This is a genomic window from Faecalitalea cylindroides (genome assembly GCF_028321995.1).
GTDB lineage: Bacteria > Bacillota_I > Bacilli_A > Erysipelotrichales > Erysipelotrichaceae > Faecalitalea > Faecalitalea cylindroides.
Genome location: NZ_JAQLXG010000013.1, coordinates 22,737 through 46,231 on the forward strand (window position 1 = coordinate 22,737; position 23,495 = coordinate 46,231).

Consider the following 23,495-nt stretch of genomic DNA (forward strand, 5'->3'; position numbering starts at 1 on the left):
TATGGAAAGATTACAAAAAGTTATAGCACGTTCCGGTATTTGTTCAAGAAGAAAAGCTGAAGAGTTGATACTGGAAGGAAAAGTATATGTAAATGGAGAACTATGCACGACCTTAGGTACGAAAGTCTCAGGAAACGATGAAATCGAAGTAGATGGCAAACTCTTAGAGTTTGAAGATAAAGTATATTATGTTATCAATAAACCAAAGGGATGCATTTGTTCCAGCAACGATGATCGAGATCGCAGAACCGTTCTTGATTATTTAGATGTTCCACAAAGAGTGTATACTGTTGGGCGTTTAGACTATGATACAAGTGGTGTCTTATTATTGACCAATGATGGAGATTTCTGTAACCAGATGATCCATCCTCGATATCACTTACCAAAAACATATGTGGTAAATCTTCAAGGGACCTTGACTCAGGATGATATTCGTCTTTTAAGAAAAGGTCTAAAAACCAATATTGGAGATTTTCAACCAGCTAAAGTTAAAGTTATATCCAATGATGTTACCCGCGATCGTACGATCTTTGAATTGACGATCATGGAAGGGAAGAATCACCAGGTCAAAAATATGATGGAAGCCCTTGGTCATCAAGTTCGAAAACTGCATCGTGTACGCTTTGGATCTATTGAAGTAAATGATTTGAAACCAGGTGAATATCGTCGTTTGAAACCATATGAAGTTAAACAGTTAAAGCTTGCAGCTCAGGAAGGAAAACAATGAAACAAGTCTTTATAGAAACCGATGCAAATGTAAATCAAAAAATCATGTTGAATGAAAAGGAAGCTCATCATCTTTTTGATGTTCTTCGAACATCTGATAAAGAGACGATTCGTGTTGTAACAAATACATCGCAGGTGTTTTTAGCACGTGTGCAACAAAAGCCTTATATTTATCTCTTTGATAAAATGACGGTCGAACAAAAAGCGCAGCATATCACACTTTGTTGTTCATTGATCAAACAAGATAAATTCGAATGGATGTTACAAAAAGCCTGTGAATTAGGAGTTACAAGGATCGTCCCTTTTGAATCGAGATATTCAGTTGTTCAGCTGGATGAAAAGAAGCAACAAAAGAAGTTGGAACGTTGGTCTTCCATCATTCTTGCCAGCTGTAAACAATGCAATCGAAATGATCTTGTTGAACTAACACCAATTCAAAAAATAGAAACACTTAAAGACTTTCAAAGCGAATGCAATCTAGTTGCCTATGAGAAAGAAGATGATCCTTCAAAGCATCTGGCAGCTTATTTAGAAAAAGATCCTGAATCGATTACAATATGCATTGGCCCTGAAGGCGGATTCGATGAAAAAGAGATAGAAAAATTAAAAAATGATCATTTTTCATCTTGTTCATTAGGGAAAAATATCTTAAGAGCCGAAACAGCTGCCTGCTATATCTTATCCTGCATCGAATATCAAACTCATTGTGGAAAGGAGAACTAATGCGATTTCACATAGAAACTCTTGGCTGTAAAGTAAATACATATGAATCTCAATACTATGCAGAAAGTTTAAAAAAAGCTGGATACATAGAAGTTGGAAAAGATGACCCTTGTGATATCTGTATCATAAATACTTGTACGGTCACCAATACAGCAGCTTCTAAATCTAGACAGAAAATACATCATGCGAAGAAAAACAATTCAAATGCATTGATCGTACTAGTTGGTTGTTATGTACAATTTATTGATGAAAAACAAAGAAAGGCTTTAGAAGCCGATTTAATAATCGGTGCAAAGGATAAAAACAAGATTGTACCTTTGATTGATGAATTGATTCATGAAAAACATAAGATGGATCAAGTAAAACCAATTGATCAATATTTTGACTTTGAAGCCATGCCAATTCATTGTTTTGAGAATATGGAAAGAGCCTTTTTAAAGGTTCAGGATGGCTGTAATCAATTCTGCAGCTATTGTGCAATTCCTTTTGCACGAGGAAGAGAACGCTCTCTTTCAAGCGATGAAGTTATTAAGATCGCAAAAGAACTGGAAGAAAAAGGTCATCAGGAAATCGTGCTTACAGGAATTCATACTGGACGTTATAAAGATAACGATATTGATCTTGCCTGCTTGTTGAAGTTGTTACTAGAAAATACACAAAATGTTTACTTTCGAATTTCTAGCATCGAAATCACTGAAGTCAGTGATGAACTAATTGAATTGATCTTAAAAGAACCAAGAATTTGTCATCACCTGCATATTCCGGTTCAATCTGCATGTGACGAAACACTACAAAGAATGAATCGACCATATACGATTGAAGAGTTTAAAAATAGAATCTCTAAAATTCGAAGCCAAATTCCTGATATTTCAATTTCAACCGATGTTATTACAGGCTTTGTCATGGAAAGTGATGAAGAATTTGAAACAACCTATCAAAATCTCAAAGAAATTGAGTTTTCATTCCTGCATGTTTTCCCATACTCTAAAAGAGATGGAACCAAAGCGGCCAGTATGAAAGGGGAAGTACATGGTACGATTCAAAAGGAAAGAACATCCAAATTATTAGAACTTTCTAAAGAATTGCGCCAAAAAGACATGGAGCGTTATCCAAATATTACGGTATTGATCGAACGCAATGAAGGGAATACATATTTTGGCTATACAAATCAATATCACCCTGCTCGCATAGAAAGTGATACAATACTATCTGGACGTATCTTGACTTCATGGGATACAATAGAGAATGGAACATATATTGTTAGAAAGAAGGCTTAATTATGCGCTTAAGCAAGTTATTTAAAAATGCTCCAACTGTTAATATTACCGGCTTATGTTCGGATTCAAGAAAAGTAAAACCAGGAAATATCTACTTTTGTTTACCAGGCATAACACACGATGGACATGATTTTATCAATCAGGCTTTAGAAAATGGAGCTAAATGTATAGTCCATTCCAAAAAACTTGAAGAAATGAAAAGTGGTGCCGTTTATATTCGTGTTGATGATGTTATAGACGCGATGAACCAATGTGCACGCCTGTTTTATTCAAAACCGGCTGATAAAATGCTAATGTATGGTGTAACAGGTACAAATGGAAAAAGTACTATATCGAACATCATCCGAAATATTCGTAATACGATTGAACCTTGCGGATATATCGGAACAATTTCCATCGAATATGGAAATGTCAAATTAGCTCCCGATTTGACAACACCAGATCCATTAGTATTGCACAAAACGATGTCTGATATGGTCCAAAAAGGGATGAAAGCCTGTGCTTTGGAAGTAAGTTCTCATGGCCTTGCGCAGCATCGTGTTGATGCAATCAAATTTGATGTCGCCATCTTTACCAATTTTACTTATGATCATCTAGATTTTCATGGAACATTGGATAACTATTTTGAGGCAAAAAGTCTTTTGTTTAAAAATCTTGTAAAACAAGATGGAGTATCGATTTTAAATGTTGATGATGAAAAATATGAAGATCTAAGAAGTATTTCAAGAGCTAAAGTTATTTCTTATGGAATTGATCGTGAATGTGATTATCGTGCTATCAATGTTGTGATTGATTCACACTATTCTCGCTTTGATCTTGTTTATGGAGGAAAGACTTATAAAGTTAAAACCAATCTGGTTGCGACATATAATATTTATAATCTTCTTGCCAGCATTGCCGCTTTACATGAAACGGGAATGGATTTACAGGAAATTATTGATCAGTGCGAACATCTTCCTCAAATTGATGGACGTCTAGAACAAATAGATCTAGGACAACCTTATCATGTTGTCGTTGATTTTGCACATACGCCTGATGGTATGGAAAAGATCATGCAGTTTGGACGCCAAATCTGTAAAGATAAAAAATTGATTGCGGTCTTTGGTTCGGCCGGTAAACGAGATATTGCCAAACGTAAAGTATTTGGTGAAATTGCAGATCAATATTGCGATTTGATCATCTTAACTGAAGACGATCCTCGTGATGAAGATCCAAAAGAAATTGCCGATCAAATCAAAGAGGGAATTAAATCCACACAAAACATCTTTATTGAGGATCGTTATGAAGCCATACGTCAAGCTGTAGAAAATGCCAATGAAGGCGATGCGATCCTTCTATTAGGAAAAGGAGACGAATCTTTTATCTATCGAGAGAATGGAAGGGCTCCTTGGATCGGTGATAATGTTGCGGTTAAGGAATGTATTGAAAAATACACGAATCAAGCAGCATAAAAGTCTTGAATTTTTTAGTATTTTGATATATAATCATCTTGCTTAACTCGGGAAGGGAGGTTTGTTTATGCCAAAAGTAGTTGTTAAAGAAAACGAACAATTGGATGACGCTTTAAGAAGATTCAAACGTCAGGTATCTCGTAATGGCACCCTTGCTGAGGCGCGCAAAAGAGAATTTTACGTTAAACCAGGTGTACGTAGAAAATTGAAATCTGAAGCAGCACGTAAAGCTCGTAGAGGAAAATAATGAATCTGCATTTTATGCAGATTTTTTTCTTATAAGGAGGAACTTATTTGAATTACTATTCTTTTGATCTCTTGGATCGCACTTTGGATGAAGTGCAGATCTTTACAGGTTTTGAAGATTCTAATTTAGAAATCATAGAGAAACATTTTAAAACAAAGCTTTTAATTCGTTCTCATGAAATCAAGATAGAAGAAAATGAAAACACTGAATCTATTGTTCTCGTTATACAAAAATGCTTTGAGTTGATTGATACGCAACGAAAGCTTCATTCACAGGATGTAAGTTATCTTTGTACTTTGGCAAAAGAGAACAAATTAAAGGATTTTCATGTGGATCAATTACGACCAATAGGAAAGACCCGATCAGGAAAATTGATTTATCCTAAAACACTGGGGCAGGCTATTCTTTGCGATGCTCTGCGTAAAAACGACATTGTTTTTTCAACAGGCGTTGCCGGGACAGGTAAAACATATCTTGCGGTAGCATATGCCGTTCAATGCTTGCGTCAGGAAAAGAAACAAAGGATCATTTTGACTCGTCCGGCTGTAGAAGCTGGAGAATCTTTAGGTTTTTTACCAGGTGATATGAAAGAGAAAGTAGATCCATATTTAAGACCTTTATATGATGCCTTGTATGATATGTTAGGACAAGAAACAGTAGAGAAATATTTAGAGAAGCAGGTAATTGAAATTGCTCCTTTAGCTTTTATGCGAGGACGAACATTAAATGATGCGATCGTCATCTTAGATGAAGCGCAAAATACGACAAAAGCGCAAATGAAAATGTTTTTAACTCGTATGGGTAAAAACACACAGCTTGTGATCAATGGAGATGTGACACAGATTGACTTGATTCGAAAAGAAGACAGTGGTCTGATGCAGGCTACAAAAATACTAAAAGGAATTCATGGAATTGCCATCACGAATTTACATGCCAACGATGTTATTCGCCATCCTTTGGTACAAAAAATCATCGAACGTTATTCAGAGATTGAAAATTCGTGAATCTTAATGTATACTAGGTAGGAATTTGGAAGGTGAAATTATATGGGAAGACACTTTGAAGTGCGTGCCGCTGCAATGGCTAAGACTGCTAATGCAAAAGCAAAAGTTTATTCAAGATATTCTAAAGAGATCTTGGTTGCCGCAAAGAATGGTGATCCAGATCCAGATATGAACCAGACATTAAAAAAAGCAATTGAACGAGCAAAAGCAAATAACGTTCCGGCTGACGTTATTAAACGTGCTATTGAAAAAGCAAAAAGTTCAGCTGATGAAAGCTATTCAAGTGCTCGTTATGAAGGGTTCGGACAAGGCGCAGGTTCAACGATCATCATTGACTGTTTAACTGACAATGCAAATCGTACAATTGCAAACCTTCGTGCCTGCTTCAACAAATCGCATTCTAAACTTGGTGTTGGAGGTTCTGTATCTTTTGGATATGAACACTTAGGCGTTATCGTTATTCAATATGAAGATGAAGAAGCGATGATGGATGCCATGATCGAAGCAGATATCGATTTACATGATATTGAGATCGAAGAAGGATATATGACAATTACTGTTGAACCAACACAATTAGATGATGCGAAAACAGTGGTTGAAAACTTGATCCCAGATGTGAAATTTGAAGTATTAGAAGATAAGATGGTTCCAAATGAAACAGTGACTCTTGAAGGAGAAGATTTGGAATTATTCAAACGTTTATTAACATTATTAGATGATGTTGACGATGTTCAAAACGTATATCACAACGTCGAAAATGCATAAATCCATTGAAGAAGAATTGAAATAAACGCATATCGTAGAGAATGTACGGCTGGTGAAAGTACTATATAAATTTATTTCTGGACACTTTGGAGGAATCGAACAAAAAATTCGATCGTACGTCGCGTTAAGACTAGAGAGTATGCTAACAAGCATAAAATAAGGTGGTACCGCGTTCAAAACGTCCTTATATAGGGCGTTTTTTTATTTATTAAAAAAAGGAGGCAAAGTATGGCGTATCAGATTCCAAGAGGAACACAAGATGTTTATGGTGATCAATCGTATAAGTGGCAGCAACTAGAACGTATTTTTCGTGAATTTTGTTACTTATACAACTATGATGAGATTCGAACACCAATTTTTGAACACACAAATGTATTCAAAAGAGAGAATGACTCCAGTGATATGGTCAATAAAGAAATGTACACATTCCAACTTGAAAACAGTTCAACTTCACTGACCCTTAGACCAGAAGGTACAGCTGGTGTTATTCGTAGCTTTGTAGAAAATAAGATGTATGCAAATCCGGATTTACCTGTCAAATTGTATTATATGGGGCCGATGCATCGTCACGAAAGACCACAAAAGGGAAGACTTCGTATCTTTAATCAGTTTGGTGTCGAATGTTTAGGAAATAAATCCCCTTATACAGATGTTGAATGTATTACATTAGCTTTTTCTATTTTGAAAGCTTTAGGTTTAAACGATATCAAAGTAACGATCAACACCTTAGGTGATGATGAAAGTAGAGCAAGCTATAGAGCTGCATTGAAAGAATATTTTAAACCACATTTAGATGATCTTTGTTCAGACTGTAAGCGTCGTTATGAACAAAATCCTTTACGTATTCTTGACTGCAAGATCGATCATGATAAAGAATTCATGAAAAATGCACCGAGCATGAAAGATTATTTAAATGAAGGATCTAAGGAATATTTTGAAACTGTATTATCTCTTTTAGATGAATTAAATATTCCATATGAAATTGATGACAATTTGGTTCGTGGTTTAGATTATTACACACACACTGTATTTGAGATCGTTTCCATCAATAAAGAAATGGGAGCGCAGTCAACAGTATTAGCTGGTGGACGATATGATGGATTGATTTCTTACTTTGGCGGACCAGATGGTATGAGTGGTATCGGCTGGGCTCTAGGAATTGAACGTATTTTACTGGCTTTAGAAGCAGAAGGTGTAGCTTTAGAAACCAAACCGGCTTTAGATGCCTATGTTATGTGTTTAGATTCGGAAGCTAGAAGCAAAGCGTTACAAATCGTGACTGAATTAAGAGCGTATGGGTATCGAAGCGATATGGATATGTTACAAAGAAGTTTTAAAGCCCAATTTAAAGCTGTCGATCGAGCAAAGGCAAAAGTTGCAATCTTGATTGGAAATACAGAAGTTGAAAACAACCAGGTAACGATCAAAGATCTTAAGAAAAAAGAACAGACAACGGTTGATATGAAAGATATGATAGAAACATTGGATCATATCTTAATGGAAGAACATGATCATTAAAAGGAGAAACGATTTATGAATAGAACACATCATAATGGAGATTTACGTTTAGAAAATGTAAATGAACATGTAGAGCTAGTAGGATGGGTTGCCAAAAAAAGAAACTTTGGACAACTTGTGTTTATCGATCTTAGAGATCGCTCTGGAATCTGCCAGCTTGTATTTGATGAAAGTATGAGTGAGGCATTAAAAGATGTCCGCAATGAATATGTATTATCTGTATCTGGAATCGTACTTCAAAGAAAAGATGCCAATCCAGATCTAAAAACAGGTGAAATTGAAGTTAAAGTTGAAAAGTTTGAGATTATCAATAAAGCTAAAACAACACCATTGATCATTGCGGATGAAACAGATGCTTTAGAAGACACTCGTCTTCAGTATCGCTACTTGGATCTTCGTCGTCCAGTGATGCAAAACAAATTAATCATGCGTCATAAGATCACTCGCAGCATGCGTGAGTATTTAGATAATAATGATTTTATTGAAATTGAAACACCTATGTTAGGTAAAAGCACACCAGAAGGAGCTAGAGACTATCTAGTGCCAAGTCGTGTTCATCCAGGATCTTTTTATGCACTTCCTCAATCACCTCAGCTTTATAAACAGTTATTAATGATTGCCGGATTTGAAAGATATTATCAATTTGCTCGTTGTTTTAGAGATGAAGATCTAAGAGCGGATCGTCAAACTGATTTTACTCAGGTTGATATTGAAACAAGCTTCTTAAGTGAAGTAGAAATCCAAACCATGATGGAAGAAATGATGGTCAAATTAATGAAAGAAGTTAAAGGAATTGATATTCAAGCACCTTTCCTTCGTCTAAGCTATGAAGAAGCTATGAATCGTTATGGTTCGGATAAACCAGACAATCGTTTTGGCTATGAACTTCAAGACATTACAGAAATCTTTAAAAACAGCGAATTCAAAGTGTTTAAAGACTGTATCGACAATGGCGGCGTAATCAAAACAATCGTGATTGATAACTTCTCTTCAATAACACGAAAAGAAATTGATAAATATACTGAATTGGCAAAGAAAAACGGGGCAAAGGGATTGGTTGTCTTAAAGGCTCAGGACAATGAGTTAACCGGTTCAGCTCGTAAGTTCTTAAGCGAAGATGAAGTAAAAGCTCTTTACGATACTTTATCTTTAAAAGATAAGGATGTTTTATTTATCGTAAGTGATCAATGGACCAAGACATGTAATGTATTAGGGGCTTTACGTAATGAGATTGGTTATAAACTTGGTTTAAAGAAAAAAGATGAATTCTCATTCTTATGGGTAACAGATTTCCCAATGTTTGAATGGAGCGAAGAACAACAGCGTTATGTTGCCTGCCACCATCCATTTACACAACCAAAAGAAGAAGATATCCCATTACTAGATACAGACATTGCCAAAGTAAAAGCCAATGCATATGACATTATTTTAAATGGTTATGAACTTGGTGGCGGAAGTCTTCGTATCTATGATAATGATTTACAGGAAAAAATCTTTGAAATTTTAGGTATGAGCGAAGAAGAAATCCGTAATAAGTTTGGATTCTTTATTGATGCCTTCCAATATGGAACTCCGCCTCATGGTGGATTGGCATTCGGACTAGATCGTATTGCGATGATCTTAAGCGAATCCGATTCCATTCGTGATGTTATTGCATTCCCTAAAAATGCCAATGCGAAATGTCCAATGTCAAAAGCACCTACACCTGTAGATCCAGCTCAGTTGGAAGAATTACATATTGAAATCAAAAAATAACGTTTTAGCATGCCAAACGGCATGCTTTTTTATTATAAATACGGTGTTTCAAAAACTTATAAAATGTCAAGACTTGTAATATTATTTATAGTCAGGTATTATGAAATTGCCCAGGAGCTTATACATTTTCCTACACGCGAGATAAGGGAGACCGGACGTTTCTCTGTTGTGTTGAAGACCCGCTACGAGTGGGGATCCTAATGCATAGAACAGGTCACCCACCTGTACATACAGGGGAAGATCGCCTGTTCCTGGGTTTTTATTATGTTCATTTTCGGTTATAATACTGGTAAGTGGAGATACAATTATGAGCAAAAAAACAGAATTTATTGAAATTTATCAAACGTATATTAAACGCGATGGGGCAAAGGATTTTTTAGATTATTTATGTTCGAATAAATCTGATTTCTTTACAGCTCCTGCAAGCACACGTTTTCATGGATCATATCCGGAAGGCTTGGTTGAACATAGTATCAATGTATATCATTGTCTAAAGGATTATCTATCAAGAAATCGCGTAAAAGATATGTATGGCATGGATTACGATGATGAAACAATTGCCTTGGTTGCTTTGTTGCATGATGTATGTAAGATCAACGTTTATAAGACAAGCTATCGCAACAAAAAAGTAAATGGGGAATGGCAGCAAGTTCCATATTATGAGTTTGAAGATGAAATGCCATATGGACATGGAGAAAAAAGCGTTTATATGATTTCACCTTTTATGAAACTCACTCGGGAAGAGGCATTTGCCATTCGTTATCACATGGGATTTTCCAATGAGGATCCCGCTCGTAATGTTGGATATACATTTGAACATTTTCCTTTAGCGTTTGCGCTAAGCACAGCGGATATGGAAGCTACGTATTTTGTGGATGGAAAAGAATAAGTGATTCTATCAAGTGAATATGGGCATTCACATTAATGTTTTTTACAATTGTTTTGCTTGCTTGGAGGGCAAATCATTTAGAAGAAATGATTGACTGGATAAGGCTACAGGTTGAGATACCTGTTTACTTATCCAGTTTTTTTCTTTTTACCTTTAAGTAAAGCCATGTTATTTGGAAAAGAGAATGTTGATTTTTTAAATGATAAGGTCAAATCGATGTATTTAAAATATTTGGCAGTGCATTTTTTTCATTGATTGAAAGAGTAGTGGATATGGCAATAGTTGGCCAATATCAAGGACTGGATGGAGCAGCATTTCTTGCGCTCGTAAGTCCTATATGGAATATTATTTATAGTCTAGGATTATTGATTGGAAGCCGCTATTATCAAATAAGCTAAAAAAAAGAAGACACAATTTCTAGATCGTGTCTTCTTTTTGCCATAAACTCACTTGTTTTTCGTTATAAAGAGCTCTTAAGAAATTGTCTTCTGCTTCTGGATATTCTTCATAAAACTTGTATAGTTTTTGTTTAATGTCTTCTCTTTGGGTAAATCCATCATTAGGACAAACGCGTTTTACCGCAGGAATGTTATTACGTTCGCAAGCTCGAATAATATCTTTTTCGCGTAAATACACCAATGGTCGAATCATGGTCATATCCATTCTTGACATATATTGTTTTGGTAAAAATGTTGCTATCTTTGAACCATGGATCATATTTAAAAATAGTGTTTCAATAGCATCATCCCCATGATGTCCTAAAGCAATTTTATTACATCCTAATTCTCTTGCTTTATCAAAGATAACTCCTTTTTTAAACTGAGAACATAAAGAACATTGTATTTTACCCGAGTTATTTGTTTTCTTTTTTAAGATGTCATAGATCTGAGTTTTTTGAATATACAATTCTAGATTATGTTCTTTGGCAAAATTCTTCATGGTTTCATGTTCGAATTCTTCAAATCCTACATCTACATGGATTCCATATAATTTGAAATCTTGTCCTTGAAATTTTTGATACATGCTTAAAGCTAAAAAAAGCACCATACTATCTTTACCACCGCTTAAAGCTACGGCAATCGAATCACCTGGTTCGATCAATTTATAATCTCTATCAGCATTACGTATACCTCTTAAAATTGGCTGAAGTTTCATTTTATCCCTACTTTCATTTGACTATTATAAAGTGTTGCGAAGAAAAATAAAAGTCAGTAAAATAAGTAAGGTGATTTAAATGGATGGAATTCTAGTGATCAACAAGCCGGCTGGCATGACCAGTCATGATGTTATCAATAAGCTTAGAAGAAAATATAACCAGAAAAAATTTGGACATACAGGAACTTTAGATCCAGATGCAACTGGAGTTCTTGTCGTACTTTGTGGTAAAGCATGCAAAGCTTTACAGTTTTTAAATGATACAGATAAAAAATATGTATCTTCCATTCAGTTAGGATATTTTACTACGACCGATGATATTCATGGAGAAATAACCCAACAAAAAAATATAAACTTAGATTTTGATTTTGACGAAGTATTACGATCTTTTTTAGGAAAACAGTCTCAGCAGGTTCCGATGACTTCAGCAAAAAAAATTAAAGGAAAAAAATTGATGGATTATCAAAGAGAGAATATTGATATTGAACCTGTCTATCAAGATATAGAGATTTATTCGATTCATTCGATCAACAAGGACGATCTATCCTTTGAGGTTCATTGTTCAAGTGGTACCTATGTTCGTTCCATTTGTCGTGATCTAGCTCTAAAAACAAACAATGGTGGCTGTATGAAATCATTACAACGAACAGCTGTTGGACGATTTACTATCGATATGGCCCAAAAAATTGAAGATGAGCCTGTTTTGTATCCTGTTTCTATGGTTTTAGATCATTTACCTTTTGTTGAATATGAGTCTATTCTTGAAGTATATCAAGGCAAGCAGATTCATTTAAATCAAGATGAACCACTTGTCTGCATCACAGAAAATAACGAACCTGTGGCTATTTATGAAAATATAGGAAACGGGATTTACAAAAGCAAAAGGGGGTTATGGTAATGAACATCATCCGTATCAATCATAAACATATACCGCCTGTATTTAATAAAACCGTGGCCTGTATCGGCTATTTTGATGGATTTCATAAAGGTCATCAACAGCTTGTAAAACAAGCTATAGAGATTGCCCAAAAGAAGAATATTGATGTTTCTATTATTACATTTGATCCAGATCCATGGCATATTTTTAAGCCGGAAATGAAGTTGTACCATCTAATGTCTTTATCTGATAAGATCCAGGTTTCCAAATCATTGGGTGCTCAAAATTTTTATATACTGACATTCACAAAGGATTTTGCAGCTTTAAGTGCCGACCAATTTCATGATGTACTGCATCAGATGAACATCGATACACTTGTCTGCGGCTTTGATTTTCGATATGGCTGTAAAAATGCAGGAAATGTAGAAACATTGAAGAAACAAAACTTATTTGATGTTGTAGTTGTTGACAGCATAAACGAGGATAATAAAAAGATTTCTTCGTCAAGAATAGAACCTATGATCCTTGAAGGAAATGTTTACGACGCCAATTATATGACTGGTTATATATACTCCATTCATGGTAAGATCGTTCATGGATTCAAAAGGGGATCGACATTATTGAATATTCCAACCGCAAACCTGCTTGTGGATGAAGAATATGTAATACCGAATACAGGTGTCTATGCCGGTTGTGTAAGTGTAGATGATACTTTGTACTATGCCATGATCAATATTGGAAAGAATCCAACTTTTGAAAATGAAATACAAACCATTGAAGCGCATATTCTAAATTTTGATCAAGATTTATACGAAAAAGAAGTACGTTTTTATTTCTATAAAAAGATTCGTGATGAAATGAAATTTAAAAATATAGACGAGCTTAAAGATCAGCTGGTGTCTGATATCAAAACAACACAAAACATAATGACATCATCGAATGAAGTAGTTAAGAATACCGCTAAAACATGGGATAAAAAGCTCTTTATGTAACGCATTAAGTTTGTTATAATAGATATTAGAAATGAAGGTGAAGTTATGGCAAAAGAATATATCGTACTAGAACCAAAAAACAAATATGGAAATATCAATTTAAATAAAAGCGTATTTTCTTCAATCGCATTAAATGTGATCGAAGAAGATGAAAACGTGAAACTGGTAGAAGGAAATAAACCTTTCAAAGGTGGTATCGTAACCAAAATCGATGATAACCAGTTAACCTTAACTGTTCCAGTTAAAGTTAGTTATAAGGCAAACGTATCTGATGTTTGTGCAAACCTTCAAAACAAGATCTTTGAAAGCATTTCTTATATGACTGAACATACACCAGATTCAATTGAAATCGAGGTTGTAGGATTTATTTTTTAGGAAATCTTTCGGATTTCCTTTTTTTAAAGCTTGAAAGGAGGAGAGTATGGCCGTATCTTTTGATAACTATTTAGTTGTTGGCATCTCAAGCAGAGCCTTGTTTGATCTTGAAGAAGCTAATAAAATCTTTGAAACACAAGGTTTAGATGCATATCGGGAATATCAAATTCAACATGAAGACGATATTTTAAAGCCTGGTGCCGGCTTTGGATTGGTTAAAAATTTATTAAACATCAATGAGAAAACTTCAAAAAAACTCGTTGAAGTAATCGTGATGTCTCGTAATTCAGCTGAAACCTCATTGCGTATCATCAATTCTTTAAAACATTATGGTTTTGATATCGGACGAATGGTCATGAGCGGTGGAGAAGACATATCAAGATATCTAAAAGCTTTTGGTGTTGATTTATTTTTATCCTGCAATGAAAATGATGTATCCAATGCGATCAATGCCGGTTTTCCTGCTGGTTTGATCTACAATACAAATACGATGTACAAATTCCCAAATGATCAAATTCGTATTGCCTTTGATGCTGATGCAGTACTATTCAGTTCCGAGAGCGAAAAAATATATCAAAAAAAAGGGTTGGAAGCCTTTGTGAAAAACGAAGAACAAAAACAAGATGAAGCATTACACAAAGGACCAATGGCTAAATTTTTGTTCAGCCTGGCATCCTTACAAAAAAATTGTAAAGATCAAAATCTATTAAGAACAGCCATTGTAACCGCTAGAGATAAAGATGCCGGTATTCGCGTGATCAAAACACTGCGAAAATGGAATATCGTCGTTGATGAAGTATTCTTCCTTCAAGGCGCAAACAAAGCAGATGTTTTAGAATGCTTTGGAGCTAATATATTCTTTGATGATCAAGATGTTCATGCACTACCGGCCAGTCAAGTCGTGCCGAGCGCAAGAGTACCATATAAAAAAGGAGAGAAACCACATGAATAGACACGAACAACGAATTATCGCAATGAAATCAATTTATCAACATTTATTGTTGGATAAAGACATTCGCAAATGCGTTTATGAATGTATGGATGGCTGTAATGAAATTGATGGGTATCTATATAGCTTAACAATTGGAACTGCAGAAAATAAAGAGAAATATATTGATATGATCAATCCATTATTACGTAAAGACTGGTCGTTTGATCGTTTAAGCATCTTGGAACAAACGATCCTTTTGATTGCCTTTCAAGAGATTTTGGTAAATGAAACTCCAAAAGCTATCGTAATCAATGAAGCCGTTACCTTAGCCAAAAAATACTGTGATGAAGATGCGTATAAACTATTAAATGGAGTAATCGATCAACTATGAGCCAAGATATGATCGTACCTATCAGTGCGGTCGTTTCCAGAATCAAGACGATCGTATCCAATATTGAAGTACATAAAGTTTGGATCCAGGGTGAAGTCAGTAACTTGACCAAACATCGTTCAGGACATTACTACTTTTCCATCAAAGACAATTATGCTGAATTAAGCTGTGTCATGTTTTCCAGCTATGTAAATAAACTTACTTTTTCTTTGGAAGAAGGAATGAAAGTCTTGGTCAAAGGATCTTTAAATGTTTATGAACAAAGAGGAAATCTTCAATTATATGTAAGAACGATCAAACAGGATGGCATGGGAGAACTCTTCCTTGAATTTGAAAAGCGTAAAGAAATGCTTTTTAAACAAGGATATTTTGAAGATTCTCACAAAACCATCAAACCGGATTTTATCGAAAATATTGGATTGATCACAGCTAAAGAAGGAGCTGCTCTTCATGATGTCATGTCAACGATACAAAGACGTTGGCCAATGTTGAAAGTAACCTTATATCCAGCATATGTACAAGGAAGCTTTGCACCTGCATCATTGATCAAACAGTTAAAGAAAGCCGATCAAAATGATCACGATGCGATACTGATCGTACGAGGTGGGGGAAGCTTTGAAGATCTCTTTTGTTTCAACGATGTAGAATTGGTTAAAACAATCTATAACGCAAAAACGTATATAGTCAGTGGGGTAGGGCATGAAGTAGATACAACGCTATGTGATCTAGTCAGTGATCATAGAAGTGTAACCCCAACAGCCGCTGCTCAATGGGTGACAAATGATCAATATGATGTTCTAAATGAGATTCAAAATAAACAAGATCTTTTGATCAATCAGATGCGGCATATCTTAGATGTCAATCAAACTCGATATTTAAATATTAGTGCCAATCCATATATGCAGGATCCTAAGCTGTGGATAAAACAGAAACAACTTGCCTTGGAAAACTTAGAAAGTCGTTTAGATAAACACAAAGAAATGTTTTCTAATCAGCAAAATTTAATTGAAGAGTTAAAAAAATCTATGTATCACGCATTCGATCAAAAATTGATCAATGCATCCCATTATCGTGAAGATAAACATAAAGAAATGATCCATGCGATTGAACTATATCACATGGTCGTCAAAAAACATCTAAAAGAAAATGAAGGTCTTTTAGATGCGTATTCACCACTAAAAGTTTTAACTCGTGGATATTCCATTACAAATAACAATGAACATGTGATTCGTTCTGTTAACGAAGTCAATGAAGGTGATATGATCTTTACAAGACTATCCGATGGAACCATCACATCAAAAATAATAAAAAAGGAGAAACAAAATGGCTGAAAAAAAGATGAAGTTTCAAGATGCGATGAATCGCTTAGATGAGATCGTTGCCTTGTTAAATAATTCTTCCCTAGAACTTGAAGAAGCTATGAAATATTTTGAAGAAGGTCTTGCCTTAAGCAAACAATGTGAGAAACAGTTAAAAGAATTTGAAAAGAAAATGGATCAGCTAATGGTTGCCAAGGAGAATGACGATGAATCAAACCAATGAATTTGAAACCTATTTAAAAGAAACGGTTTTAGAAAAACTTCCATCCAGAACCAAAGAAGCTATGTGTTATTCTTTGATGAATGGTGGAAAGCGCGTTCGTCCTCAGCTTTTATTTGCGGCTTTACAACATTATGGTATGGATCCAAAAGATGGTTTTGCCTGCGCTTGTGCCATTGAAATGATTCATACGTATTCTTTGATCCATGATGATTTACCGGCAATGGATAATGATGATTTTCGTAGAGGCAAACCAAGTTGTCATAAAGCCTATGATGAAGCCTGCGCTATATTGGCAGGGGATGGCTTATTGACAAAAGCATTTGAGGTTGTCTTAAGAACACCTTGTTCAGATACCAATAAAGTTAAGCTTGTTGAAGCTTTATCTAGTTACAGTGGAATTGATGGCATGATTTATGGCCAGGAGTTAGATATTCAATCGGAAAATGATCCTCATGCAACATTGGATACACTTTTAAAGATAGATGAGTATAAGACCGCAAAATTATTGACACTACCATTAGTTTGTGCAGCTATCATTGCCAATAAACATGAAGATATCGAAATCATGAAAAAAATCGGTTACGATCTAGGCGTACAATTCCAGATCCAAGATGATATACTAGATGTAACAAAGACAAGCGAAGAACTTGGTAAATCGGCCAGTGATCAAGAAAATAATAAGACAACAGCTGTAACGATCCTTGGTTTAAACAAGGCAAAAGAAATGGTAAAAGAATTACAAGAAGATCTAAAGAAATGCCTTATGTCTTTAAATGGCAATACAGATAAATTAGAAGCGATTTTTGATTATCTAGTAAAACGAACATATTGATATTGAAACGAGGGATAGTATGCGAATCTATGATATTGAGTCGCCAAAACAAATCAAGAACATGTCCATACCTCAATTAGTCGAATTATCCAACGATATTCGATCCTTTTTGATCAATTCAATCTCTAAAACAGGAGGACATTTATCCAGCAATCTTGGTGTCGTGGAATTAAGTATAGCCATGCACTATGTTTTTGATGCACCTAATGACAAATTGATCTTTGATGTTGGGCATCAATGTTACACACATAAGATCTTGACCGGAAGATCACGCCAATTTACTACTTTAAGAAAAAAAGATGGTTTAAGCGGCTATCAAAAACGCAGTGAGAGCATATATGATTGTTGGGAAGCCGGGCACTCATCCACTTCTTTATCCGCTGCTCTAGGTTATGCGATCGCAAGAGATATCAAAAAAGAAAACTATGAAGTCGTTGCATTAATTGGAGATGGAGCTTTAAGTGGTGGTATGGCCATGGAAGCTTTAAATGATATCGGATCTAAACAAAAAAATATGATCATCATCTTTAATGACAACAATATGTCAATATCTCGAAATCATGGAGGTATTGAACAAAGGATCACATCTGTTCGTTCTAGTCAGATTTATCGTGGAATCAAGCATGATATTAAATCCAATCTTCAAACAAATAAGGTTGGTACTTCGATCTTGAATGCCATGACATCTGTTCGTGATATCGTAAAGCACGATATTATCAATGCTGGTCTTTTCCAGGATTTTAATCTGGATTATATTGGACCTGTCGATGGCCATAATATTTCTGATCTCATTAAAGTATTAAATACCGCAAAAGAACATGATGGTCCAATCGTTGTCCATGTTTTGACAAAAAAAGGAAAAGGCTATCCATATGCCGAAAAAGATAAAGTAGGTAAATGGCACGGTGTTTCTCCATTTGATATCGAAACAGGGCGTTCTTTGATGAAACTGCCAAATGATGAACTCACATGGTCAGAAGTCATATCAAGAACTTTGATGGATCTTGCCCGTAAAGATAAAAATATTGTTGCGATCACGCCAGCCATGGCACAAGGCAGTAAACTGTTAGATTTTGAAAAAGCATATCCCGATCGTTTCTTTGACTGTGGAATTGCCGAACAACACGCAATCACCATGGCTTGCGGAATGGCTGCAGGAGGATTAAAACCATTTGTAAGCGTATATTCAAGTTTTCTTCAAAGAGCTTATGATCAAATCAACCATGATATGGCTAGAATGGATCTTCCTGTTGTAGTGGGCATTGATCGCGCTGGATTGGTTGGCGATGATGGTGATACGCATCAAGGTGTATTTGATATTTCTATGTTACGAAGTATTCCAAATTTAATCTTATCTCAACCACATGATGCCAAAGAAGCTCAAAATCTTTTATACACGGCTTTTATCAGCCAGAAACCATTCTGTATACGATATCCACGTGGAAATGTTCATTACGATAAAGTAGACCAATATGAATTGATTCCGATTGGTTCATGGACACGTTATGATGTAGGTGATAAGCCAATTTGTATCGTAATCTCATATGGGTATGATGTAGACAATGTCATACACAAAGCCAAAGAAAATAATATTTCAATGATCGTGATCAATGCTCGATTCTTTAAACCAATTGATACAATAATGATCGATGAATTATGTTCTTATGATCTTCCTATCTATGTGTATGAAACCGATTGTAAAATTGGATCACTATCCAGTGCGATCCTAGAATATATCAATACTCAAAAACACATTCTGAACACCATTGGTATCGAGGATCATTTTGTCAATCATGGATCTATTCGAACATTAAGGATCCAGGAACATATAGATACACAAAGTTTATTTAAGGAAATCATTGAAAATGACTAGATTAGATGTTTATTTAAAAGATCATTTTAAAACACGAACCAAAGCCCAGGATGCCATCAAAGAGGGAAGAATCAAAGTCAATGATATCGTGATTCGAAAACCTGGCTTTGATGTTTCTGAAAACGATACCGTTTATATCGAGCCAATATCACAAGAATATGTATCAAGAGCTGCTTATAAATTATTAGCTGCCTTTAATGCATTCCAGATTGATATTAAAGATCAGGTAGTTTTGGATATTGGAGCAAGCACAGGTGGCTTTACGCAAGTCTGTCTTGATCATGGGGCAAAAAAAGTGTATGCCCTGGATGTTGGTCATCTACAGCTGGATGCAGATCTAGAAAAAGATGAAAGAATAGTAAAGATGGAAGGGTATAATGCTCGGCATATCGATTCAAAAGACTTTAAAGAAGATATTGATTTTATCTGCATGGATGTAAGCTTTATATCTTCAAAGACCATCTTAGAAGCACTGTTTGAAAAACTTTCCTTCAAACATATTGCCTTTTTGATCAAGCCGCAGTTTGAATGTGGTCCACAGGCTTTGGATAAACATGGGGTATTAAAAAACAAAAAAATAGAAGAACAGATCGTCATTGATCTAAAACGATATATGATGCGTTATTTCCGTCAAGTGCAGACTATCAAGAGTCCTATCAAAGGACGTCAGGGAAATCAAGAATATGTACTATACGCAAAAGAAGTGAGGTGAAATTTGTGATTGAAGAACTGTATGTCAAAGATTATGTTTTGTTTGAAAAAGCAAATATCGATTTTTCTAATCATATGAGTGTAATTACAGGTGAAACTGGAGCCGGAAAGAGTTTGTTGATCGATGCGATTTCATTATTAAGCGGACAAAGATCAACCTCTAACGTAGTCAGAAAAGATGCCAATAAAACCATACTTCAGATGCGGCTTTCCAAACCTAGCCAGGAAGTGCTCAATCTGCTTGAAGAAAATGATTATGATATAGAAGATGATATCTTGATTCAGCGAACAATTACAGACCAAGGCAAAAGTTCCATGAAGATCAACAATCAACCGGCGACCTTATCCTTTGTTCGTCAAATTGTTTCTAAGATGGTTGATGTTCATTCACAAATGGATACATATCAACTCATGGATCCAAACGTGCAACTTGATTTACTCGATCGCTTTGCGAATTGTGAAGCGCTAAAAAATGAAGTAAAAAACCTTTATCAAATCTATGCCCGTGCTTCAAATGAATTAAAAAAAGCTCAAGAAGAAACATTTTCCGATGATGCTTTAGAATATGCCACTGCACAATACAATGAAATTAATGATGCCGATATCAAAGAAGGGGAACTTGAAGAACTTTCAAATCGCATTAAAGAAGTCGCTAATGCACAGAAAACATTAGAAGACTTAAATGAATCCATCTATACTCTGGATAAAGATGGAGGCTTGATCGATTCACTTTACAATTTAAAAAAGTGTTTACAGCGCAATTACTGGGATACTTCTATTGAAAACTTAGATGATATTTATTATGAATTTGTGGATCTAAGTGAAGAACTTAAGAATCGTCGAGAAGATCTTCAACGAGATACTCATGAGCTGGATAAACTACAGGAAAGAGAATATCTGATCAAGCGATTGTATCGTAAACATGGACAAAGTTATGAAGGCTTAATGAAAGCTAAAGAACAGTACATGGAAACGATTGACAAGATCATTCATCGTCAAGCGGTTTTAGAACGTTTGAGCAAAGAAAAAGAAGAAGCGTTAACTCTTTATCAAACAAAGGCAGAATTGCTCTCAAAACAACGCAAAAGCGTCTTTAATGACTTATCTAGTCAAATTGAAACACACTTTAAAGATCTTATGTTAAAAAACGCTCGTTTTAAAGTTGATGTACAAAGAAAAGAGCCATCCGCAAATGGAATCGATGATATCAATTTCGTTGTTTCCATGAACCCGGGACAGCCATTCTCGCTTTTAAAAGATTCTGCATCAGGTGGTGAACTTTCCCGTTTGATGCTGGCATTAAAAGTTGTTTTCCAATCTCAACAGGGAATCGATACGATCATCTTTGATGAGATTGATACAGGTGTATCCGGCAAAGTTGCCTATGCCATGGGACATAAGATGAAAACATTATCAAAAGATTATCAAGTTCTATGTATTACGCATCTTGCCAGTGTCGCTGCCTGGGCCGATCATCATTATCGTGTGGCAAAGAATAGCCAAAGCGATTCAACTTTAGCTCATGTCGAAGAATTATCGGATCAACAAGTACTTGAAGAACTTGCCTTAATGTCTTCTGGTTCCGTATCTAAAGCAAGTCTTATGGCTGCCAAGGAACTAAAAGAAAGGACAAACCAGGATGGCTAGAGTATTATTTCATATCGACATCAATGCCTTCTTTGCTTCAGCCGAAGAAATCAAGCATCCAGAATACAAGGGCTTACCATTAGCTGTAGGCTCTTTGTCATCTAGAGGGGTTTTATCAACGGCAAACTATGCAGCTAGAGAATTTGGTATTCATAGTGCCATGCCTGTTTTTGAAGCTTTAAAAATCTGTCCTGAATTAAATATCGTTCAAGGAGACTATAATTATTATCGTTCCTTGAGCGCTCAGTTTTTTCAATATTTACATCGTTATTCCAATATGATCGAACCAGCCAGCATTGATGAATGTTTTATGGATGTAACAGATACCATCAAACGATATAAAAGACCATTGGATCTTGCGGTCCAAATCCAAAATGGTGTTTATGAAACACTTGGCTTAAATGTTTCTATTGGAGTTGCACCAAACCGTTTTCTTGCGAAAATGGCAAGTGACATGAAAAAGCCAAAGGGAATTACGGTTTTACGAAAAGCCGAGATAGAACGAAAGTTATGGCCATTACCAATTGAAGAAATGGTAGGAATCGGCAAGAAGACAATTCCTGTCCTAAAAAGATATGGAATTCAAACGATTGGTGATTTTGCCAGTCCAGATAACGAAAACTTGATCTTGCGTCTTTTATCAAAGAGTGGGTATTCTTTGATTCAAAAAGCCCGTGGAAATTCAAGTGCACAGCTTAATTTTTCTACGACGCATAAAAGCATCTCTATTTCCAGGACCTATCCAAGCGATATATACACATTAAATGATGCCATGGAACGATTAAAGACATTGACCAATGATCTATGCCGTAAAATGATCCAGGAAAATCAAAAAGGTAAACTTGTATCTATCTCATTGCGAGATACTAATTTTCACAATATCGTTCGTTCTGTCCCTTTGCAGACATATACGAATGCCTATGTAATCGTCTTTGAAGCAGCCAGCGGCTTATTGGAAGAAAACTTTGAAGAAGTTGGTTATCGTCATATTGGCGTATCAATGGGCTCTTTAAAAGATGCCAATCGGATCCTGGAACAACCGTCTATTTTTGAAACACCGATCCAAGATACAGATAGTATACTGGCACAGCTTAATAAAAAGCTTGATCACAAAGATTTATTTAAAGCCAGTGATCTATTAAAGAAAGGAAATGAACATGAATAATCTAAGACTTGATTATTTTATACGGCAGGATTTTAAACTATATCAGCACAAAGAACATTTCCATTTCAACACAGATACAAGATTGCTTGCCAACTTTTTAAAAGTGAATGATCAGGAAACCGTATTGGACATTGGTACAAACAATGGTGCTTTATTATTATGGGTTGACCAGTTTGAGGTAAAAAAACTCTATGGAGTCGAAGTGTTAAAAGAAGCTTATGATATTGCCAGATTAAATGCAGATACTTTCTTTCAACATGAGCATGAGATCATTCATGCCCCTATACAAGAAGTCAATGTAGAAAGTGTGGATGTTATCATCAGCAATCCACCTTTCTTTACCCAAAAAGAAACTCATCCAAATGTAAAAATGGATATGCGGCAACTAGGACGCATTGAAATCAATCTAACATTGGATGAATTGATCAAACATGCCAATCGTTTGTTAAAAAGTAATGGACGATTTTATTTTGTCCATCGTCCAACTCGAATGCAGGAGATACTTACAACACTTAACCAATATTCTTTTGGTGCTAAACGAGTCGCATTTGCCTATGATAAAGATCATGAATGCAAATCCATCCTCATAGAAGCGATAAAAGAAAGACGTTGTAATTGCCAAATACTACCTCCAATCGAGATTTAGTGA

25 protein-coding genes and 1 other annotated feature are annotated in these 23,495 nt (G+C 35.4%); of the genes, 24 read left to right on the forward strand and 1 reads right to left on the reverse strand.

All coding sequences use genetic code 11. The annotated features are described in order from the left end of the window. Position 1: 1 nt before the first annotated feature. The 11 genes from PND65_RS07555 (at position 2) to PND65_RS07605 (ending at position 10,753) form a co-directional block, all read left to right on the forward strand. A complete protein-coding gene (locus PND65_RS07555; protein WP_271991265.1) occupies positions 2-727 on the forward strand; it encodes a pseudouridine synthase in 726 nt (241 codons plus the stop codon). After that, the gene (locus PND65_RS07560; protein ID WP_022355887.1) at positions 724-1,449 is read left to right on the forward strand and encodes an RsmE family RNA methyltransferase; all 726 of its coding nucleotides are present in this window, start codon (positions 724-726) and stop codon (positions 1,447-1,449) included. Before PND65_RS07555 ends, PND65_RS07560 begins: the two co-directional genes overlap by 4 nt. After that, complete coding sequence (mtaB, locus tag PND65_RS07565; RefSeq protein ID WP_239414194.1) at positions 1,449-2,726, forward strand: tRNA (N(6)-L-threonylcarbamoyladenosine(37)-C(2))-methylthiotransferase MtaB; 1,278 nt, start codon at positions 1,449-1,451, stop codon at positions 2,724-2,726. Before PND65_RS07560 ends, mtaB begins: the two co-directional genes overlap by 1 nt. Positions 2,727-2,728: 2 nt before the next feature. Further along, on the forward strand, positions 2,729-4,177 hold the full coding sequence (locus PND65_RS07570; RefSeq protein WP_035399978.1) for a UDP-N-acetylmuramoyl-L-alanyl-D-glutamate--2,6-diaminopimelate ligase: 1,449 nt from the start codon (positions 2,729-2,731) through the stop codon (positions 4,175-4,177). A 67-nt stretch (positions 4,178-4,244) separates the two neighbouring features. Beyond that, a complete protein-coding gene (rpsU, locus tag PND65_RS07575; RefSeq protein ID WP_022355884.1) occupies positions 4,245-4,424 on the forward strand; it encodes a 30S ribosomal protein S21 in 180 nt (59 codons plus the stop codon). Positions 4,425-4,471: 47 nt separating this feature from the next. Beyond that, entirely contained in the window at positions 4,472-5,428 is a 957-nt protein-coding gene (locus PND65_RS07580) for a PhoH family protein (protein WP_022355883.1), read from the forward strand. Between the two features lie 42 nt (positions 5,429-5,470). Next, positions 5,471-6,193, forward strand: coding sequence for a YebC/PmpR family DNA-binding transcriptional regulator (locus tag PND65_RS07585; protein ID WP_022355882.1), 723 nt, complete (start codon positions 5,471-5,473; stop codon positions 6,191-6,193). Beyond that, positions 6,190-6,382 (forward strand) — a binding site (T-box leader). Its footprint overlaps the gene before it by 4 nt. A 39-nt stretch (positions 6,383-6,421) precedes the next feature. Next, positions 6,422-7,711 (forward strand): histidine--tRNA ligase, encoded by a 1,290-nt coding sequence (gene hisS / locus PND65_RS07590; protein ID WP_087319256.1) that lies wholly within the window; start codon positions 6,422-6,424, stop codon positions 7,709-7,711. Between the two features lie 15 nt (positions 7,712-7,726). Then, complete coding sequence (gene aspS / locus PND65_RS07595) at positions 7,727-9,466, forward strand: aspartate--tRNA ligase (RefSeq protein WP_195190844.1); 1,740 nt, start codon at positions 7,727-7,729, stop codon at positions 9,464-9,466. 307 nt (positions 9,467-9,773) lie between these two features. Continuing rightward, the gene (locus PND65_RS07600) at positions 9,774-10,355 is read left to right on the forward strand and encodes an HD domain-containing protein (RefSeq protein WP_035399971.1); all 582 of its coding nucleotides are present in this window, start codon (positions 9,774-9,776) and stop codon (positions 10,353-10,355) included. A 272-nt stretch (positions 10,356-10,627) separates the two neighbouring features. Further along, on the forward strand, positions 10,628-10,753 hold the full coding sequence (locus PND65_RS07605; RefSeq protein WP_271991262.1) for a hypothetical protein: 126 nt from the start codon (positions 10,628-10,630) through the stop codon (positions 10,751-10,753). Between the two features lie 19 nt (positions 10,754-10,772). On the opposite strand, the gene PND65_RS07610 is transcribed toward PND65_RS07605, so the two are convergent. Beyond that, positions 10,773-11,510, reverse strand: a complete 738-nt coding sequence (locus PND65_RS07610) for a tRNA lysidine(34) synthetase (RefSeq protein ID WP_035399969.1) — start codon at positions 11,508-11,510, stop codon at positions 10,773-10,775. 79 nt (positions 11,511-11,589) lie between these two features. On the opposite strand from PND65_RS07610, the gene truB reads away from it, so the two are divergent. The 13 genes from truB to PND65_RS07675 are packed head-to-tail and all read left to right on the forward strand — an operon-like array spanning position 11,590 to position 23,492. After that, on the forward strand, positions 11,590-12,408 hold the full coding sequence (truB, locus tag PND65_RS07615) for a tRNA pseudouridine(55) synthase TruB (protein WP_271991260.1): 819 nt from the start codon (positions 11,590-11,592) through the stop codon (positions 12,406-12,408). Beyond that, positions 12,408-13,379, forward strand: coding sequence for a bifunctional riboflavin kinase/FAD synthetase (locus PND65_RS07620; protein WP_271991257.1), 972 nt, complete (start codon positions 12,408-12,410; stop codon positions 13,377-13,379). Before truB ends, PND65_RS07620 begins: the two co-directional genes overlap by 1 nt. 45 nt (positions 13,380-13,424) lie before the next feature. After that, the gene (locus PND65_RS07625) at positions 13,425-13,754 is read left to right on the forward strand and encodes an Asp23/Gls24 family envelope stress response protein (RefSeq protein WP_022355868.1); all 330 of its coding nucleotides are present in this window, start codon (positions 13,425-13,427) and stop codon (positions 13,752-13,754) included. A gap of 46 nt (positions 13,755-13,800) precedes the next feature. After that, positions 13,801-14,706, forward strand: a complete 906-nt coding sequence (locus PND65_RS07630; protein WP_271991254.1) for a 5'-nucleotidase — start codon at positions 13,801-13,803, stop codon at positions 14,704-14,706. Beyond that, positions 14,699-15,076 carry a transcription antitermination factor NusB gene (gene nusB / locus PND65_RS07635; RefSeq protein ID WP_022355866.1) on the forward strand — a complete coding sequence of 126 codons (378 nt, stop codon included), beginning with the start codon at positions 14,699-14,701 and terminating at the stop codon, positions 15,074-15,076. The genes PND65_RS07630 and nusB overlap by 8 nt, the downstream gene beginning before the upstream one ends. Next, on the forward strand, positions 15,073-16,407 hold the full coding sequence (gene xseA / locus PND65_RS07640) for an exodeoxyribonuclease VII large subunit (RefSeq protein ID WP_271991252.1): 1,335 nt from the start codon (positions 15,073-15,075) through the stop codon (positions 16,405-16,407). The genes nusB and xseA overlap by 4 nt, the downstream gene beginning before the upstream one ends. Continuing rightward, positions 16,400-16,618, forward strand: coding sequence for an exodeoxyribonuclease VII small subunit (xseB, locus tag PND65_RS07645; protein WP_271991250.1), 219 nt, complete (start codon positions 16,400-16,402; stop codon positions 16,616-16,618). The genes xseA and xseB overlap by 8 nt, the downstream gene beginning before the upstream one ends. After that, complete coding sequence (locus PND65_RS07650; RefSeq protein ID WP_271991248.1) at positions 16,602-17,450, forward strand: polyprenyl synthetase family protein; 849 nt, start codon at positions 16,602-16,604, stop codon at positions 17,448-17,450. Before xseB ends, PND65_RS07650 begins: the two co-directional genes overlap by 17 nt. Positions 17,451-17,469: 19 nt before the next feature. Continuing rightward, positions 17,470-19,323, forward strand: a complete 1,854-nt coding sequence (gene dxs, locus PND65_RS07655; RefSeq protein ID WP_271991246.1) for a 1-deoxy-D-xylulose-5-phosphate synthase — start codon at positions 17,470-17,472, stop codon at positions 19,321-19,323. Continuing rightward, the gene (locus PND65_RS07660; protein ID WP_271991242.1) at positions 19,316-20,035 is read left to right on the forward strand and encodes a TlyA family RNA methyltransferase; all 720 of its coding nucleotides are present in this window, start codon (positions 19,316-19,318) and stop codon (positions 20,033-20,035) included. Before dxs ends, PND65_RS07660 begins: the two co-directional genes overlap by 8 nt. Before the next feature lie 5 nt (positions 20,036-20,040). Further along, entirely contained in the window at positions 20,041-21,681 is a 1,641-nt protein-coding gene (gene recN, locus PND65_RS07665; protein ID WP_204713124.1) for a DNA repair protein RecN, read from the forward strand. Further along, positions 21,674-22,846 (forward strand): DNA polymerase IV, encoded by a 1,173-nt coding sequence (gene dinB, locus PND65_RS07670; protein WP_022355859.1) that lies wholly within the window; start codon positions 21,674-21,676, stop codon positions 22,844-22,846. Before recN ends, dinB begins: the two co-directional genes overlap by 8 nt. Then, positions 22,839-23,492: a tRNA1(Val) (adenine(37)-N6)-methyltransferase gene (locus PND65_RS07675; RefSeq protein ID WP_271991240.1), complete on the forward strand. Its 654-nt coding sequence runs from the start codon at positions 22,839-22,841 to the stop codon at positions 23,490-23,492. The genes dinB and PND65_RS07675 overlap by 8 nt, the downstream gene beginning before the upstream one ends. Positions 23,493-23,495: the final 3 nt, after the last annotated feature.